Genomic DNA, 15,999 nt, shown 5'->3' with positions numbered 1-15,999 from the left:
CGACAGCTTCCACGACGCAGTGGATAAGATGATGTTACTGGCCGCAAGGGGCCGGTAGCATCATGTATTTTTTTATTTCCCCGACATGCTCGCATCGGTGCTGGTGCCGGCTCCAGGAAATAAATACAGTTGAGCGTATTGCAGCAGCATGATGGTCTTGCCATCAGCAATCCGACCATCGGCGATCATTTGCAGTGCCTGCTCCAACGGCAGTTCCAGCACTTCGATATCTTCTCCTTCTTCTTCCAATCCACCGCCGTCGCCTGCACGCAATTTAGGCTCGTACTCGGCAATGAAAAAGTACAGTTTTTCCGTGACTGAACCTGGACTCATGAAGGCCTCGAATATCTTGCGCACATCGGTTACGCGATAGCCGGTTTCTTCTTCCGCTTCTGCCTTGATGCGTTCTTCAGGACTGGCCTGGTCCAGCAATCCAGCGGCGGTTTCAATCAAGAATCCGTCGTGCCCGTTGCCGTAGGTCGGGAAGCGAAACTGCCGAATCAGGATTACGCTGCGGCGTTCACGGTTATACAACAACACCGTGGCACCATTGCCGCGATCGTAGGTTTCACGCGTCAATGTTTGCCAGGCGCCGTCGGCGCGCAAGTAGTCGAACGTGGTTTTCTTCAGCAGGTACCAGTCATCCGACAATATCTCGACATTGTGAATTCTGACTCTGTCATCGTGCATAGCGGCCCTTCTGGGATTGGTTAGGCGGGATTGTGTTTTCTTAATTTATCATGCAATATCGTGAAATATCAAGAAAAAACGTGCAAAAGGAAGGCCATGCTAACTCGGCAACGCAAGCAACATCTATTGGAAGTCCTGAAGCAAGATGGCCAGATCGTCGCCAAGTCGCTCAGCGAACAGCTTGGCCTGTCGGAGGACACGATCCGGCGCGATCTCCGTCAACTTGCTGAAGAGGGATTATTGCAACGCGTGCACGGCGGCGCATTGCCGGTCTCTCCGGCAATCGGCACTTTCGCCGAGCGCCAACAGATTTCCAGCGACGCCAAGCCAGCCATCGGGCGCGCCGCTGCCGCCATGATCCAGCCAGGGCAGGTGGTGTTCGTCGACGGCGGTACAACTGCGGTGCAACTGGCGCGGCATTTGCCGCGGACGCTGAAGGCAACTGTGATTACGCACAGTCCTTCCATCGCTGTTGAGTTGGTTGAGCACCCGCATGTCGACGTAATCATGATCGGTGGCCGCTTGTTCAAGCATTCCATCGTTGGCGTCGGCGCCGCAACCATTGAGGCGATAGGACGCGTCCGTGCCGACCTGTACTTCATGGGGGTGTGCAGTTTGCATCCGGAAGCGGGTATCAGCACCGGCGATTTTGAAGAGGCATGCGTCAAGCGTGCGTTGAGCGAGGCGGCGCTGCAAACAGTGGTGCTGGCGTCGCCGGAGAAACTGAATACGGCCTCGCCATACCAGATCGCACCGCTGAGTCAGGTGAACGGGATCGTGGTCAACGCCGCCGTTGCGGAAACCTTGATTGCGCCGTATCGGAAAATGGGCATAACGATCACCCTCGCTTAGCTGTTGGCGAGCACGTTGATTTGGAAAATTTGGTGATAGTTGCCAGGTGGAATTGCTGTGGTGGCGCCGACTGATTCACCATCATAAATCCGCTTTTTTCATTTGAATAGCGGGTCGTAGGATATTTGCAACAATATAATTAAATGATGTCAAATATCGATTCTGTCGCGTGGAAAGATTTAATATCAAATCGTCTCCTGACAAAAGAGGTGCTGACATGGGATGGCTTAACAGATTGGCGACGAAGTATATTTTGACGCCGGAAAAACTGGCTGAAAATGAATTACGCGATACGCGCCTTGCATTGTTCCAAGCGGAAAGGCAGTTACTGGAAGCGGAGATGCGGGTTGACTACCATCGTAATGTACTGGCCTTCCTGGAGGCCATATCGGCGGATGGTGTGGAGAGTGTTGCTGAGAGTCAAAGACCACAATTGCCTACTGCGATACAGCACCCGTTGCGTCCTGCTCCTGATCTGGCGTCTTATCGCGGAGCTGCCTGAAATTTTGCGGCAACGTACCGGCTTCGGATTAATGGCGGCTTTCGGTTTCCCGGAAAGCCTGTGATTTTCCCGCGGGCTCATCGTGCGGAAATGCCGCAATAAAAAAGCTCGCGGACCGTAACAGGCTGCGAGCTTTGCTGAGTCTTTCAATGCCTGGACGCCACAGCGCAAATTCACTGCCGCTTATCCAGGCTTTCCCAATCGCCGATCAGGTGGCCTCCTGAATATTTGAAGCCTGTTTACCCTTGGGGCCTTCGGTGACATCGAATTTGACTTTTTGACCTTCCTTGAGAGTCTTGAAACCACCCATCTGAATAGCAGAAAAATGGGCGAATAAATCTTCACTACCGTCATCCGGAGTAATGAAGCCAAAGCCTTTGGAGTCGTTGAACCATTTGACGGTACCTGTTGCCATGATGTTCTTTCTAGTAAATGCACATTGAACTAGCCGTAGAAGCGAGAAACGCAGATCGCCAATCTACTTGCTTACCTTGTTACTGCGAGCCATCCAGGCGAATGTTCTTACCTGGCCTCATGCCGGTTGGCGACCCATTCAACCACTCACCAGTTTAGACAATCCATGGATTTACACTAGTGCCAAATTTGACAGGATTGGGTTATTTGACTGATTTTGAGAAAGAAACAACGCCGCCTATGCCAGGTTAGCGCTAACAATGGATAATTAGTTTCGCCTTATGCTGCAGCCTGTAGTTTTTTCGCGCCGTTAAAGTGTGGCCGGAAGGTGGCAGCTTTTAAATTGGTTACAAGGGAGGGGCGGGGGAGTGAGTCAAGAATTTCCATCGAAAATTGATTTGTGGCTGGTGCTGGTATTGGCGGGCACCGTCGCCTTCGTTATCAGCATCGGTTTTTCCGTGGCGCATACGGTGCCGGCCGCAAAATTTATTTGCTTTGGCGTGGCCGCACTGATGGCGCTGATCGTCTGGGCGTTTTGCGTACCCTGCAAATATGTGCTGGAAGCGGATCATCTGTTGATTCAGGCGGGTTTCATCCGTCAGTGCATCCCTTATCGGCAGATTACTCATATAGATATCAGTTCCAATCCTCGTTCCGCACCGGCCTTGTCGCTGCAGCGGGTGAAGGTGTCTTTTGGCGATGCATATCAATTGGTTTCGCCGATAGAGCGCGAACGCTTCATCCGTATGTTGCGCGACAAGGTGCGCCGAGCTGACTAAGCGAGTGGTGTTTGTGCGTCGCTATCGACGGAACCGGAAGATGTGCATGGCCGATGCATGGGCACAAAACGGATGCCGTGCTTTTCAACCGGCGGGCCATTTTTTTTGAAGCCGAAGCGTTCATAAATCGGCGATGCGGAAGGTGATGAGTTGACCGTAAATTCAGTGCGGCTTTTAGTTGATTCGGCAGCCGCCGTTGCCGCATTCCAAAGCTGCCTGGCCAAACCTTGGCGCTGGAATTCTCTGGCGACAAACAGATGGAATATATGACTGTCGTCGCGAAGCGCGATGAACCCCGCCAGCACCGTGTCTTCGGTTGCTACGATGTAGCGATAGCGTGAATCCGACATGTAGGCGGCTTTCGCGCTGACTGACACGGAATCCAGAAAACGCTCGGCACCGCTGTCATCAGGGCTGATCATGAATTCGCTTAGAAACTGTAGAATCAGCTCATTGATGGCTGCGGCATCGTCGATATGCGCGGGACGTAATTTCATCAATGGAAGTGCAGGGAATTGGTGAGGAGGCCAACCGCTGGTTGGCCCGCATTGAATCAGCGGCGATATCTATCGTCGTGACCGCGACCATGGTGACGGTGGTCGTCGCGGCGATGATCATATCCTCCTCGACCGCCGCCGCGCTGCCAGCCGCCGCGTCGGAGCTCCCAGCCGCGCGGTCCTTGGCGCCATTCTGGACGGTTATACATATAGCCGCTGCGCGCGCGTTCCCAGTGGCCGCCTGCCCAAACATGGCGGCCGCCGACCCAGTTCCAGTAACCAGGGGCCCAGACATAGCCATAGCGTGGCGGCGGCATTGGTTCATATCTTGGTGGCGGTGGCGGTACGCCAATCGAAATGCTCACGCCGACTTGCGCCATGGCCTGGGTGGGAATGAAGATTGCAGCGCTGGCTGCGACGAGTGCCGCCGCGCAGAAAATACGTTTCATGTTCATTTCTCGCTGTTGTTTGGTTGGTGGCATGAACTATACATGTCATTGCCATTATGACAAACGAAGATGCAATCAATTACATCTATATGGAGATCGCTTGCTTGCTGTGGGAAGTCGCGCCGAGAATCATCGTTCGTTGCACCTCAATGACAACAATGTCGGCGCTGCGGTTAGGCAAATTAGCAACACGGCAGGTTGCGCTGCCGCCATATTTACAGGATTTTCTGGTATGATCGATAGCATCCTGTTGCCGCTGTTCACGGCCGGTCAACTAAAACGAATTCAACATCTGTAAGAGCGAGAAAGGCATCCCGGTTATGACACCGCGAACTACCACCACAATCTGTGAGCGACACTAGTCGAGGCCTTTTTCTACCTGCATGATGAAAAAAGCGCGGCTGGTCCGCGTTTTTTTTCGTCCGCGTTTTTGTAAAGTACACGTTCATTCAATTTAATCCGGCGTGGTCCAGGTGACCGCCGATATGGGGCTCAAAATGATAGCAGTCAAACTTCCTGATGGTTCACAGCGTCAATTCGATGCGCCACTGACAGTGGCACAGGTCGCCGCCAGCATTGGTGCCGGTCTGGCCAAGGCGGCTCTGGCCGGCAAGGTCGATGGCAAGCTGGTGGATACTTCCTACCTGATCGAGAAGGATGTCGATCTGGCGATCGTGACCGACAAGGATGCCGATGGCCTGGAAGTCATCCGCCACTCGACTGCCCACTTGCTGGCTTATGCGGTCAAGGAACTGTTCCCGATGCGCAGGTGACGATCGGTCCGGTGATTGAAAACGGCTTTTACTACGATTTTTCCTACAAGCGTCCTTTCACTCCGGAAGACCTGCTGGAATTGAAAAGAAGATGGCTGAGCTGGCCAAGAAGGATGAGCCTGTCACACGTAAAGTCGTGGCGCGCGATGAAGCGATTGCCTATTTTGAATCGATTGGCGAAGCCTACAAGGCGGAGCTGATCGGCTCGATTCCGCAAGACCAGGAAGTCTCGCTCTACACCGAAGGTAAATTTACTGACCTGTGCCGCGGCCCGCACGTACCGTCGACCGGCAAGCTGAAAGTGTTCAAGCTGATGAAGCTGGCCGGCGCCTACTGGCGCGGCGATGCCAAGAATGAAATGCTGCAGCGCGTGTACGGCACTGCCTGGGCCAAGAAGGATGAGCAGGAAGCTTACCTGCATATGCTGGAAGAAGCGGAAAAACGCGACCACCGCAAACTGGGTCGTGCGCTGGATCTGTTCCACTTCCAAGACGAAGCGCCGGGCTTGATTTTCTGGCATGCCAAGGGCTGGACGATCTGGCAGCAGGTCGAACAGTTCATGCGCCGTGTCTATAACGACAATGGTTATCAGGAAGTCAAGGCGCCGCAGATTCTCGATCGTTCCCTGTGGGAAAAGACTGGTCACTGGGAGAACTATCGCGAAAGCATGTTCACCACTGAATCGGAAAACCGCAGCTACGCGTTGAAGCCGATGAATTGCCCTGGTCATATCCAGATTTTCAATTCCAGCCTGCACAGCTATCGCGACCTGCCTTTGCGTTTCGGTGAATTTGGCCAATGCCACCGCAACGAGCCGTCCGGCGCTTTGCACGGCATGATGCGGGTGCGCGGCTTTACCCAGGATGACGGCCATATTTTCTGTACAGAAGAGCAAATTCAGGAAGAGGTTGCCATCTTCGATAAGCTGGTGCGCAAGGTATATCTCGATTTCGGCTTTACTGAAGTGGCGGTCAAGCTGGCCCTGCGTCCAGAAAAGCGGGTTGGCGAGGAAGAGGTTTGGGACAAGGCGGAAAATGCCTTGCGTGAAGCCATTCGCGCTTCCGGCGCTGAGTGGGAAGAGTTGCCGGGCGAGGGCGCCTTCTATGGTCCGAAAATCGAGTATCACCTGAAGGATTCGATCGGCCGCTCCTGGCAGTGCGGCACCATGCAAGTCGACTTTTCGATGCCGGGCCGCCTCGGCTCGGAATATGTGACTGAAGATAATGGCCGTAAAGTACCGGTCATGCTGCATCGTGCTATTGTCGGCTCGCTGGAGCGTTTTATTGGCATGTTGATTGAAAACCACGCTGGTGCGATGCCGTTGTGGCTTGCTCCTGTGCAAGTTGTTATTTTGAATATTTCCGACGCGCAAGCCGAATATGTTCAAAATGTTGCACAAACGCTGAAGAAACAAGGGTTTAGAGTAGAGACCGATTTGCGTAATGAGAAGATTACCTATAAAATACGGCAGCATTCTTTGCAGAAGCCGCCTTATATACTGGTTGTCGGTGATAAAGAGCGTGATGCAAACACAGTGGCCGTGCGAGCGCGGGGCAATGTCGATCTGGGTGTGATGCCTATCGACGTACTGGTGGAGCGCCTCAAGAATGAGGTTGAAACCAAAGCCTGAACGGGGAGACCCGGAGCGCAAGAGCACGGCTTAATTATTTGATTTTTAAAGGAAACTGCAATAGCTACGGACAAGTCACATCGCATCAACGGCGAAATTACTGCGCCAGAATTGCGCTTAACCGGTGTCGAGAACGAAGCACTCGGTATCGTCAGTCTGGCTGAGGCCTTCCGCTTGGCGGAAGAGGCAAACGTTGATCTGGTGGAAATCGCACCGACGGCGCAGCCACCGGTAGCCCGCTTGATGGACTACGGCAAGTTCAAGTACCAGGAGCAGAAGAAGGCGCACGAAGCCAAATTGAAGCAGAAGGTCATTCTGGTCAAGGAAGTCAAATTCCGTCCGGGTACCGATGATGGCGATTACAACATCAAGCTGCGCAATTTGACTCGCTTCCTGGACGAAGACGGCGACAAGGTCAAGATCACGCTGCGTTTCCGCGGTCGTGAAATGGCCCACCAGGACATCGGCATGCGCATGTTGGAACGTCTGAAGGCAGATCTGGAGCCGTACGGCCAGGTCGAGCAGTGGCCGAAGATGGAAGGGCGCCAGATGATCATGATCATTGGGCCTAAGAAGAAAAAATAATAATTTGGGGACAGAGTTTAAGAGCCACCGCAGCGTGGCGAATTACTCTGTCCTCAACTGATCAAGTTTTGTGGTGGATGCCAAGTTACCTTGGCAAAACATCCAAAGAGCAGCAGGCCAGATCCCGCTGCGAAATCCAGTTGTGGCTGCTGTGCAGCTGGGTTTAAACAAGTGAGAGCAGGCATCCAAGCGCAACGAATTGTTGCCACCTGCAATCATGTTAAAAAAGGAGCTGTCCTCAGAGGACAGATAGTGTCATGCCAAAAATGAAAACGAAGAGCAGCGCCAAAAAGCGCTTTCGTGTGCGTCCAGGTGGTACTGTTAAACGCGGTCAAGCGTTCAAACGTCACATCCTGACCAAGAAAACTACCAAGAACAAACGTCAATTGCGCGGTTCCGTCGGTGTCCATGAAACAAACATGGCATCCGTTACCCGCATGATGCCAACCGCTTAACCTCACACTATTAAGGAGTTATTATGCCTAGAGTAAAACGTGGGGTTACAGCTCGTGCCCGTCATAAAAAAGTTCTAGCCCTTGCCAAGGGTTACCGCGGTCGCCGCAGTAAAGTCTACCGTGTTGCCAAGCAAGCAGTCATGCGCGCTGGTCAATACGCGTACCGTGACCGTCGTAACAAGAAGCGCGTATTCCGTGCATTGTGGATCGCCCGTATCAACGCTGCTTCCCGTGAGCATGGCGTGACATACAGCGTATTCATGAATGGCCTGAAGCGTGCTTCGATCGAGCTGGACCGTAAGGTTCTGGCTGACATGGCAGTGATGGACAAGCCAGCGTTTGCTGCGATTGTCAATCAAGTCAAGGCCAAAATCGCTGCGTAAATTATTTGCGTAGTTTTGCCTACGCTGCGGAATTTTGCAGCGTGGCAATCCCGAGCGGGGCAGAGGTCAATACCTTGTGCCCCGTTTCTGTTTTTAATATTCTGTTTTATTTAGTCAGTTGGGGACAGAGCCGCACAGACCGTGTAATTCGCCACGCTTCGCTGGCTTTTAAACTCTATTCTCAGTACTAAAAAACTAGCAGGAAAACTGCATGAACTCCCTAGAACAACTAGTAACGCAAGCCCAAGCCGATTTTGCCGCCGCAGTTGATGCCGCCGCGCTGGAAAATGCGAAAGCCAAATATCTGGGCAAGACCGGCCAGATCACCGAGCAAATGAAGGGACTGGGCAAGCTGGCTGCTGATGAGCGCAAGACGCAGGCGCAGTCATCAATCAGGCCAAGGAACAGATCGAAGCTGCGCTGAATGCGCGCCGTGACGCCTTGGCTAACGCGCAGATGCAAGAGCGTTTGAACGCAGAAGCGATTGATGTCACCTTGCCGGGCCGCGGCCGCAGTGTCGGCGGCATCCATCCGGTGATGCGCTCGTGGCAGCGTATCGAAGAAATTTTCCGCTCGATCGGTTTCGATGTGGCCGACGGCCCTGAAATCGAGACCGACTGGACCAACTTTACCGCACTGAACAGCCCGGAAAACCATCCGGCGCGTTCGATGCAGGATACTTTCTACATCGACGGCAAGGACAGCGAAGGCAAGCAACTGCTGCTGCGTACCCATACCAGCCCGATGCAAGTCCGTTATGCGCGCATGAACAAACCGCCGATCAAGGTGATCGCGCCGGGCCGCACTTATCGCGTCGACAGCGATGCTACGCACTCGCCGATGTTCCACCAGGTCGAAGGTCTGTGGATTGCCGAAGACATCAGTTTTGCCGACCTCAAGGGTGTGTACCTGAATTTCGTCAAGGCGTTCTTTGAAACCGACGATCTGCAAGTGCGCTTCCGTCCGTCGTACTTCCCATTCACCGAGCCATCGGCCGAGATCGACATTGCCTTCGGCAGTGGTCCGCTGAAAGGCCGCTGGCTGGAAGTGTCGGGCGCCGGCCAGGTGCATCCGAACGTGGTGCGCAATATGGGCCTCGATCCGGAGCAGTTCATCGGTTTCGCGTTCGGCTCCGGTATCGAACGCTTGACGATGCTGCGTTATGGCATCAACGATCTGCGCCTGTTCTACGAAGGCGATCTGCGATTCCTGAAACAATTTAACTAAACTGTCGCCGTTCAGCATTCGCAGGAGCATCGACTTCGTCATCCTCGCGTGTGCGGGAGTGATACAGAAGGTGTAGCTCTCTCTGTGCGCTGAATGGTCACCTAAAATCCTGATACAGGTTTTTGAAGGTTTTACCTATGCAATTCTCTGAAAGCTGGCTGCGTTCCATGGTCGATCCGAAGATGACTTCGGACGAATTGTCCCATTTGCTGACGATGTCGGGTCTTGAAGTGGAAGAGGTCGAGCCGGTTGCGCCGCCTTTTACCAATATCGTGGTCGGCCTGGTGGTCGAGACCGCCAAGCATCCGAATGCCGATCGCCTGAATGTCTGTCAGGTTGATGTCGGCACCGGCGCTTTGCTGAATATCGTTTGCGGTGCGCCGAATGTGCGCCCGGGCCTGAAAGTGCCTTGCGCAATGGTCGGTGCAGTATTGCCGCCGGGCGCAGACGGCAAGCCGTTCGAGATCAAGCTCGGCCAATTGCGTGGTGTTGAATCGCAAGGGATGTTGTGCTCCGCGCGTGAATTGAAATTGTCGGAAGACCATGGCGGTTTGCTGGAATTGCCAGAAGATGCGCCGGTCGGCCAGAATTTCCGCGACTACTACCAACTGAATGACCTCAAGTTCACCATCAAGCTGACGCCAAACAAGGCTGACTGCCTGTCGGTGCTGGGTGTCGCACGTGAAGTTTCAGCTTTGACTGGTACGCCGTTGAAGCAACCGACATTCAAGAAAGTCAGCGCCACGATCGACGAGAAATTGCCGGTCAAGATTTCGGCACCGGACCTGTGCGGCCGTTTTTCCGGACGCGTGATCCGCGGCTTGAACGCCAAGGCTGCGACACCGCAATGGATGAAGCAGCGCCTGGAGCGCAGCGGCCAGCGGCCGATTTCGGCGCTGGTGGATATTTCCAACTACGTGATGCTGGAATTGGGTCGTCCGACCCACGTGTTCGATCTCGATAAAATCCATGGCAGCCTTGATGTACGTTGGGGCAAGCCGGGCGAATCGCTGAAACTGTTGAACGGCAATACAGTTGCGGTCGACGATTGGATCGGCGTGATCTCCGATGAGCGCCAGATCGAATCGCTGGCCGGCATCATGGGTGGTGACGCCACTGCAGTGTCGCTGGAGACGCAAAACATCTATCTGGAAGCAGCGTTCTGGTGGCCGCAGGCGATCCAGGGCCGCGCCCGTCGCTTCAATTTCTCGACCGATGCCGGACATCGCTTCGAACGTGGCGTCGATTTTGCTACCACGGTCGAGCACATCGAACGCATCACCGCATTGCTGCTGGAAATTTGCGGTACGCCGGAAACCAAGGTCGGTCCGATTGACGATCAAAGTGTCAACCTGCCGAAGCGCGATCCGGTCAGCGTGCGCACCGCGCGCGCCATCAAGGTCATCGGCGTGCCTTTGTCGGACAGCCAGATCGCCGATATCTTCACGCGCCTGGGCCTGGCATTCACGCAAGAGAATGGCGTGTTTTCGGTGACGCCGCCTTCCTACCGTTTCGATATCGAAATCGAAGAAGACCTGATCGAGGAAATCGCTCGCGTCTATGGCTTTGAAAATATTCCGGCGTTGCCGCCGGTGGCGCCGAACGCGATGTATATCGCGCCGGAACAGCAGCGTTCGCTGTTCACGATTCGCCGCCAGCTGGCCGATCTGGATTATCAGGAAGTGATCAACTTCAGCTTTGTCGAAGAAGCCTGGGAAGCCGATTTCGCCGGCAACCTGCAGCCGATCAAGTTGCTCAACCCGATCGCCAGCCAGATGAGCGTGATGCGTTCGTCGCTGGTTGGCAGCCTGGTAGCCAACGTCAAGTACAACCTGAATCGCAAGCTGAACCGGGTCCGGATCTTTGAAACCGGTGCGGTCTATTCGCGTAATCCGGACGTGCAGAACGGTCCGCTGGCAGTGGCCTGTTTCGAACAGCCGAAGCGTGTAGCTGTGCTGGCCTATGGTCCGCAAGCGGAAGAGCAGTGGGGGCAGGCCAGCCGCAATGTCGATTTCTTCGACGTCAAGGCCGACCTGGAAGCGCTGTTTGCGCCGGCAGCATTGCGCTTTGCCAAATTGGAGCATCCGGCCTTGCACCCTGGGCGTTCGGCGCAAGTGCTGTTGGGCGATCAGGTAGTCGGCTTTATCGGCGAACTGCATCCGCGTCTGCAGCAGAAGTACGATCTGCCGTTGGCGCCGGTCTTGTTTGAAGTCGATGCGCTGGCGTTGCAGCAAAGGCAAGTACCTGCTTACGTCGAGATTTCCAAGTTCCCGGCAGTTGTGCGTGACCTAGCAGTGGTGGTCAAACAAGTGGTCAATGCACAGGATTTAATGGACGTTTTTGCTGCTGAGCAGCAACAAAATCCTGCGTGCCGAATTCTGCAAGCCATTGTTTTATTTGATGAATATCATGGCAAGGGACTGGAAAATGACGAAAAAAGTCTTGCTTTCCGTTTTACCTTGCAAGATACTGAAAATACCCTTCAAGATGACACAGTGGACGCCGCAATGTCAGCTTTAATCGCTGCTGTCAGCAAGGTGCCAACAGCAAAATTGCGAGCTTGATCTGCATTTGAGCAGCGCTAATTGATGATAAAAACCTGCAGCAAAATGCCGGTGCGCGTTGCGCTCCGGCAGCAGCAATTCCAAAAAGACAGGGGCGTAGCCATAGAATGAACAATATGCAGACTGTAGAATTTGAATCCGTTCTGGACGCCGACCTGAACCGGGCCATGCGCGAAGCGCAAGCCCGTTCGCAGGCAGAAAAGAATTTGCCGACCTTGACCAAGGCGGAATTGGCCGAGCTCCTGTTTGAACAGGTCGGCCTCAACAAGCGCGAAGCGAAGGACATGGTCGAGACGTTTTTCGATGAAATCCGCAATGCGTTGGAACGTGGTGAATCGGTGAAGTTGTCGGGTTTCGGCAACTTCCAGTTGCGCGACAAGCCGCAGCGTCCGGGCCGTAATCCGAAGACCGGGGAAGAAATTCCGATCACCGCTCGTCGCGTGGTCACTTTCCACGCCAGCCAAAAACTCAAAGGCATGGTCGATGCTGCAAGCCTGCAGCCGATCCAACAATTTACTACCGCCCTTCAAGCTAATTCATGAACGATCGCATTAGTAAGTCCGAACTGGTCGTATTGCCGCCGATTCCGGCCAAGCGTTATTTCACCATCGGCGAAGTCAGCGAACTGTGCGGCGTCAAGCCACACGTGCTGCGTTATTGGGAGCAGGAGTTTACTCAGCTCAAGCCCGTCAAGCGTCGCGGTAACCGTCGCTATTACCAGCACCATGAAGTGCTGTTGATTCGCCGTATCCGCGAGCTGTTGTACGAGCATGGCTTCACCATCAGCGGCGCGCGCAACAAGCTCGATGGCCGCCTTGGTGCCGAGATTGAAGCTGCGCCGGAGGCCAGGAAAAACGAAGTCAACCTGGTTGAAGTGCGCCATGAACTGGAGCAAATATTGGCGCTGCTGAAACCCAAGACAGAGCAGGTGCAGGCTGTTGAATAGATGCTGAACAAGCGGGGGAGAGAAATCTCCCCTTTTTTATTTGAAATACCGAGCGCTGTCAGTTTCGTTCAATGCCTTCCTTTTCTTGCCGAGCCGATTGAAGAGAGTGCCGCAAGGAACAGGCAATTCGACAGGCTGCAGCGGCTTTGAATTTTGTCACACCAAAAATTACTTATGCTTAACGACCCACGCTTCCCGAATCTTTTCATCCTTAACCATCCTTTGATCCAGCACAAGCTGACGCACATGCGGAGCAAGGAAACCTCGACGCGCACGTTCCGCCAGTTGCTGCGCGAGATCACGCTGCTGATGGGCTATGAAATCACGCGTGACCTGCCGTTGACCACACAGTTGATTGAAACGCCGATGCAGAGCATGGACGCGCCGGTGATCGCGGGGCGCAAGCTGGCGGTGGTGCCGGTGTTGCGGGCCGGGATCGGCATGAGCGATGGTTTGCTGGATCTGGTGCCGTCGGCGCGGGTTGGACACATTGGCGTGTATCGCGATCCGGATACGCATCAGCCGGTGGAGTATCTGGTACGTTTGCCTGATCTGGCGGAACGGATTTTTATTGTCTGCGATCCGATGGTGGCGACCGGTAATTCCGCAGTGCATGCGGTGGATGTGCTGAAGAAGCGTGGCGTCGGCGACGAGCAGATCATTTTCCTGGCGCTGGTGGCTGCGCCGGAGGGTGTTCAGGTGTTCCAGGATGCGCATCCTGGGGTCAAGTTGTATGTGGCTAGCCTGGATTCGCATCTTGACGAGCATGCGTACATTGTGCCGGGCCTGGGTGATGCGGGTGATCGTATTTTCGGGACAAAGTAATTTTTTGCGGTAGCGAGATGGCGCTGGCGGCGTAGGCGCCACAGACTTGCGATCGATTGCGCTTGATACCATCTGAAACGAAGTTAAATGGGGTCGGAGTTTTTTTTCGGCGGGGTTTTGCCGAAAATTACTCTGACCCCTTTTAACGGGCCACGGAGTGAGTGCTGTGGTGCATCAGCTTTGTTTGTCTGATTCTAATTAAAGCGGTTGCTACTCCGTGGATGCTAGCCGGGGTAGCCCGGCAGCTACTCACTTTCTTTGCTTCGCCCCTAGCCGGGCGCCCGAAAGTAAGCAAAGAAAGGCGATCGCACAGCCGTTGCCCGCCTTCGGCGGGTCCCCAAATGAGCCGTGCGCCAGTCGGATGGGACACAAACTCGCTTCGCTCAAACATGTGTCCCATCATTCCCGACTGTCACCCGTCGGGGACCGAAGGGAAGGCAACGTCAGCATGCGAGAAGTCAAAAGCAACATCAAAACCAACATCAAAACCAACAGCAACATCAAAACCAACAGCAACATCAAAACCAACCCCGAGCAGTTAAATGGGGTCAGAGTTTTTTTTCGCGGTCTTTTGCGAAAATTACTCTGACCCCATTTAACGGACCACGGAGTACATCAGATTGTGGTCGATACCTTGCCTGCAGCAACCTTAAGCCAACATTTTCAACACCAGCTCAGCCACTGCAACTGAAGACGCCGGATTTTGTCCGGTAATCAGGTTGCCATCAACTACCGCATAACTGCCCCAATCCGCGCCTTTGCTGTAATCGCCGCCAAGTCGTTTCAATTCAGCTTCCACCAGGAACGGCACGATATCGGTCAGTTGTACCGCTGCTTCTTCGCTGTCTGAAAAACCGGTGACCTTTTTTCCTTTGACCAGCGGTGTGCCGTCAGTTGCGCGGACATGGCGCAATACGCCTGGGGCGTGGCATACGGCGGATACTGGTTTTCCTGCGGCGTACATGGCTTCGATCAGTGCGATCGAATCCTTGTCTTCCGCCAGGTCCCAAAGTGGGCCGTGTCCACCAGGGTAAAACACGGCGTCGTAGTCTTTCGCCTGCACCGTCGACAGCTTGATGGTTGAGGCCAGCGCGGCTTGTGCGGCGCTGTCTTTGCGGAAGCGTTCGGTGGCTTCGGTCTGGGCATCGGGTTCGTCGCTCTTCGGGTCGAGCGGCGGTTGGCCGCCTTGCGGAGAGGCCAAGGTCAGTTTGGCGCCGGCGTCCAGGAAAGCATAATAGGGGGCGGCGAATTCTTCCAGCCAGAAGCCGGTTTTCTTGCCTGTGTTGCCCAGTTTGTCATGCGAGGTTAGTACCAATAATATGTTCATGCGGATTCCTTTTGGTTTAGCGATAAGCGATACTAAGATCGTTCATTCTTCGCCGGCGCGTATCACCAGCTTGCCGAAATTTTTTCCTTCCAGCAGGCCGATAAAGGCTTGCGGTGCATTCTCAAGGCCGTCGACCACATCTTCGCGGTATTTGAATTTTCCGGCGGCGACCCAGCTGCTCATCTCTTTGAAAAATTCCATGTAGCGCGGTTGGTAGTCAAAGATGATGAAGCCTTGCATCTTGATGCGGCGTACCAGCAATCTGCCCATCAACCCCGGTAGATGGTCAGGGCCCTCCGGTTTGCCGGTAGCGTTGTAGTTGGCGATCAGGCCGCACACCGGTACTCGAGCGTGCAGGTTCAGCAAAGGCAGAACGGCGTCGAATACGGCGCCGCCGACGTTTTCAAAATACACGTCGATACCCTTGTCGCAGGCGGCCGCGAGCTGTTGCGGAAAGTCTGTGGCGCGGTGATCTATGCAGGCATCGAAGCCCAATTCTGCCACTGCATACTTGCACTTGTCGGCGCCGCCAGCGATGCCGACTACGCGACAACCCTTGAGCTTGGCAATCTGCCCAACCACCGAGCCGACTGCGCCAGTGGCTGCTGCCACCACCACGGTTTCACCGGCCTTGGGCTGGCCGATGTCGAGCAAGCCCATGTAGGCGGTGAAGCCGGGCATGCCGAGCAGGCCCAGCGCGTAGGATGGTTTGCCCAGCTTGGGATCAAGCTTGGCCAGGTCTTTGCCGTCGGACAGCGCATAGTCCTGCCAGCCGCTGTAGCTCAGCACCAGGTCGCCGACCTTGTAGGCTGGATTTTCCGAGGCCTCTACCCGCGCTACCGTGCCGCCGACCATGACGCCGCCGACTTCAACCGGGGCCGCATACGAAGGCGCATCGCTCATGCGGCCGCGCATATACGGATCGAGCGAAAGATAAACCGTGCGCAGCAACACCTGGCCGGCAGCGGGTACAGGTACTGGACTTTGGTCCAGCTTGAAATTCTCTACAGTCGGGGCGCCGTTCGGGCGCGAGGCCAGCAGGATACGGCGGTTGATGGTTTTGCTTTGTGACATGTTCGCTACTCCTTGAGTGGGATGAAA

16 protein-coding genes and 2 pseudogenes are annotated in these 15,999 nt (G+C 54.6%); 12 read left to right on the top strand and 6 right to left on the bottom strand.

Annotated elements, in window-relative coordinates:
* Positions 1 to 72: 72 nt before the first annotated feature.
* On the bottom strand, positions 73 to 690 hold the full coding sequence (locus CAter10_RS13830) for an NUDIX domain-containing protein (protein ID WP_061533864.1): 618 nt from the start codon (positions 688 to 690) through the stop codon (positions 73 to 75).
* 96 nt (positions 691 to 786) lie between these two features.
* On the opposite strand from CAter10_RS13830, the gene CAter10_RS13825 reads away from it, so the two are divergent.
* Together CAter10_RS13825 and CAter10_RS13820 are read left to right on the top strand one after the other, a co-directional pair.
* On the top strand, positions 787 to 1,542 hold the full coding sequence (locus CAter10_RS13825) for a DeoR/GlpR family DNA-binding transcription regulator (RefSeq protein WP_061533863.1): 756 nt from the start codon (positions 787 to 789) through the stop codon (positions 1,540 to 1,542).
* 217 nt (positions 1,543 to 1,759) lie between these two features.
* Complete coding sequence (locus tag CAter10_RS13820) at positions 1,760 to 2,044, top strand: hypothetical protein (protein WP_061533862.1); 285 nt, start codon at positions 1,760 to 1,762, stop codon at positions 2,042 to 2,044.
* Between the two features lie 208 nt (positions 2,045 to 2,252).
* Here CAter10_RS13820 and CAter10_RS13815 read toward each other — a convergent pair whose 3' ends face one another.
* The gene (locus tag CAter10_RS13815) at positions 2,253 to 2,459 is read right to left on the bottom strand and encodes a cold-shock protein (RefSeq protein WP_061533861.1); all 207 of its coding nucleotides are present in this window, start codon (positions 2,457 to 2,459) and stop codon (positions 2,253 to 2,255) included.
* Positions 2,460 to 2,826: 367 nt separating this feature from the next.
* Here CAter10_RS13815 and CAter10_RS13810 point away from each other — a divergent pair, with 367 nt between their 5' ends.
* Positions 2,827 to 3,237: a PH domain-containing protein gene (locus CAter10_RS13810; RefSeq protein ID WP_061533860.1), complete on the top strand. Its 411-nt coding sequence runs from the start codon at positions 2,827 to 2,829 to the stop codon at positions 3,235 to 3,237.
* Here CAter10_RS13810 and CAter10_RS13805 read toward each other — a convergent pair.
* Together CAter10_RS13805 and CAter10_RS13800 are read right to left on the bottom strand one after the other, a co-directional pair.
* Positions 3,234 to 3,734: a GNAT family N-acetyltransferase gene (locus CAter10_RS13805; RefSeq protein WP_061533859.1), complete on the bottom strand. Its 501-nt coding sequence runs from the start codon at positions 3,732 to 3,734 to the stop codon at positions 3,234 to 3,236. The two genes, CAter10_RS13810 and CAter10_RS13805, sit on opposite strands and share 4 nt — an antisense overlap.
* Before the next feature lie 56 nt (positions 3,735 to 3,790).
* Positions 3,791 to 4,183 carry a YXWGXW repeat-containing protein gene (locus tag CAter10_RS13800; protein WP_061535357.1) on the bottom strand — a complete coding sequence of 131 codons (393 nt, stop codon included), beginning with the start codon at positions 4,181 to 4,183 and terminating at the stop codon, positions 3,791 to 3,793.
* A 497-nt stretch (positions 4,184 to 4,680) separates the two neighbouring features.
* On the opposite strand from CAter10_RS13800, the pseudogene thrS reads away from it, so the two are divergent.
* The 9 genes and pseudogenes from thrS to upp all read left to right on the top strand — a co-directional run bounded on the left by thrS (position 4,681) and on the right by upp (position 13,571).
* Positions 4,681 to 6,586: pseudogene (thrS, locus tag CAter10_RS13790) on the top strand (threonine--tRNA ligase).
* A 60-nt stretch (positions 6,587 to 6,646) separates the two neighbouring features.
* The gene (gene infC / locus CAter10_RS13785) at positions 6,647 to 7,171 is read left to right on the top strand and encodes a translation initiation factor IF-3 (RefSeq protein WP_082797918.1); all 525 of its coding nucleotides are present in this window, start codon (positions 6,647 to 6,649) and stop codon (positions 7,169 to 7,171) included.
* A 257-nt stretch (positions 7,172 to 7,428) separates the two neighbouring features.
* Complete coding sequence (gene rpmI / locus CAter10_RS13780; protein ID WP_061533856.1) at positions 7,429 to 7,626, top strand: 50S ribosomal protein L35; 198 nt, start codon at positions 7,429 to 7,431, stop codon at positions 7,624 to 7,626.
* A 23-nt stretch (positions 7,627 to 7,649) separates the two neighbouring features.
* On the top strand, positions 7,650 to 8,009 hold the full coding sequence (gene rplT / locus CAter10_RS13775) for a 50S ribosomal protein L20 (RefSeq protein ID WP_061533855.1): 360 nt from the start codon (positions 7,650 to 7,652) through the stop codon (positions 8,007 to 8,009).
* Positions 8,010 to 8,220: 211 nt separating this feature from the next.
* Positions 8,221 to 9,236: pseudogene (gene pheS, locus CAter10_RS13770) on the top strand (phenylalanine--tRNA ligase subunit alpha).
* A 137-nt stretch (positions 9,237 to 9,373) separates the two neighbouring features.
* Positions 9,374 to 11,800, top strand: a complete 2,427-nt coding sequence (pheT, locus tag CAter10_RS13765; protein WP_061533854.1) for a phenylalanine--tRNA ligase subunit beta — start codon at positions 9,374 to 9,376, stop codon at positions 11,798 to 11,800.
* Between the two features lie 107 nt (positions 11,801 to 11,907).
* On the top strand, positions 11,908 to 12,342 hold the full coding sequence (locus CAter10_RS13760) for an integration host factor subunit alpha (protein WP_082797917.1): 435 nt from the start codon (positions 11,908 to 11,910) through the stop codon (positions 12,340 to 12,342).
* Complete coding sequence (locus CAter10_RS13755; protein WP_061533853.1) at positions 12,339 to 12,746, top strand: MerR family transcriptional regulator; 408 nt, start codon at positions 12,339 to 12,341, stop codon at positions 12,744 to 12,746. Before CAter10_RS13760 ends, CAter10_RS13755 begins: the two co-directional genes overlap by 4 nt.
* A 174-nt stretch (positions 12,747 to 12,920) precedes the next feature.
* Positions 12,921 to 13,571: a uracil phosphoribosyltransferase gene (upp, locus tag CAter10_RS13750; RefSeq protein WP_061533852.1), complete on the top strand. Its 651-nt coding sequence runs from the start codon at positions 12,921 to 12,923 to the stop codon at positions 13,569 to 13,571.
* Between the two features lie 649 nt (positions 13,572 to 14,220).
* On the opposite strand, the gene CAter10_RS13745 is transcribed toward upp, so the two are convergent.
* Positions 14,221 to 14,898, bottom strand: a complete 678-nt coding sequence (locus CAter10_RS13745) for a type 1 glutamine amidotransferase domain-containing protein (RefSeq protein WP_061533851.1) — start codon at positions 14,896 to 14,898, stop codon at positions 14,221 to 14,223.
* 42 nt (positions 14,899 to 14,940) lie between these two features.
* Entirely contained in the window at positions 14,941 to 15,972 is a 1,032-nt protein-coding gene (locus CAter10_RS13740; RefSeq protein ID WP_061533850.1) for an NADP-dependent oxidoreductase, read from the bottom strand.
* Positions 15,973 to 15,999: the final 27 nt, after the last annotated feature.

Source organism: Collimonas arenae, assembly GCF_001584165.1.
Taxonomy (GTDB): Bacteria; Pseudomonadota; Gammaproteobacteria; order Burkholderiales; family Burkholderiaceae_D; genus Collimonas; species Collimonas arenae.
This window is presented reverse-complemented; position numbering and strand designations above follow the sequence as displayed.

Coding starts and splice junctions, on each gene's coding strand:
- CAter10_RS13830 (WP_061533864.1), bottom strand. CDS start 690: ATGCACGATGACAGAGTCAGAATTCACAATGTCGAGATATTGTCGGAT.
- CAter10_RS13825 (WP_061533863.1), top strand. CDS start 787: ATGCTAACTCGGCAACGCAAGCAACATCTATTGGAAGTCCTGAAGCAA.
- CAter10_RS13820 (WP_061533862.1), top strand. CDS start 1,760: ATGGGATGGCTTAACAGATTGGCGACGAAGTATATTTTGACGCCGGAA.
- CAter10_RS13815 (WP_061533861.1), bottom strand. CDS start 2,459: ATGGCAACAGGTACCGTCAAATGGTTCAACGACTCCAAAGGCTTTGGC.
- CAter10_RS13805 (WP_061533859.1), bottom strand. CDS start 3,734: ATGAAATTACGTCCCGCGCATATCGACGATGCCGCAGCCATCAATGAG.
- CAter10_RS13800 (WP_061535357.1), bottom strand. CDS start 4,183: ATGAAACGTATTTTCTGCGCGGCGGCACTCGTCGCAGCCAGCGCTGCA.
- rpmI (WP_061533856.1), top strand. CDS start 7,429: ATGCCAAAAATGAAAACGAAGAGCAGCGCCAAAAAGCGCTTTCGTGTG.
- rplT (WP_061533855.1), top strand. CDS start 7,650: ATGCCTAGAGTAAAACGTGGGGTTACAGCTCGTGCCCGTCATAAAAAA.
- pheT (WP_061533854.1), top strand. CDS start 9,374: ATGCAATTCTCTGAAAGCTGGCTGCGTTCCATGGTCGATCCGAAGATG.
- CAter10_RS13760 (WP_082797917.1), top strand. CDS start 11,908: ATGAACAATATGCAGACTGTAGAATTTGAATCCGTTCTGGACGCCGAC.
- CAter10_RS13755 (WP_061533853.1), top strand. CDS start 12,339: ATGAACGATCGCATTAGTAAGTCCGAACTGGTCGTATTGCCGCCGATT.
- upp (WP_061533852.1), top strand. CDS start 12,921: ATGCTTAACGACCCACGCTTCCCGAATCTTTTCATCCTTAACCATCCT.
- CAter10_RS13745 (WP_061533851.1), bottom strand. CDS start 14,898: ATGAACATATTATTGGTACTAACCTCGCATGACAAACTGGGCAACACA.
- CAter10_RS13740 (WP_061533850.1), bottom strand. CDS start 15,972: ATGTCACAAAGCAAAACCATCAACCGCCGTATCCTGCTGGCCTCGCGC.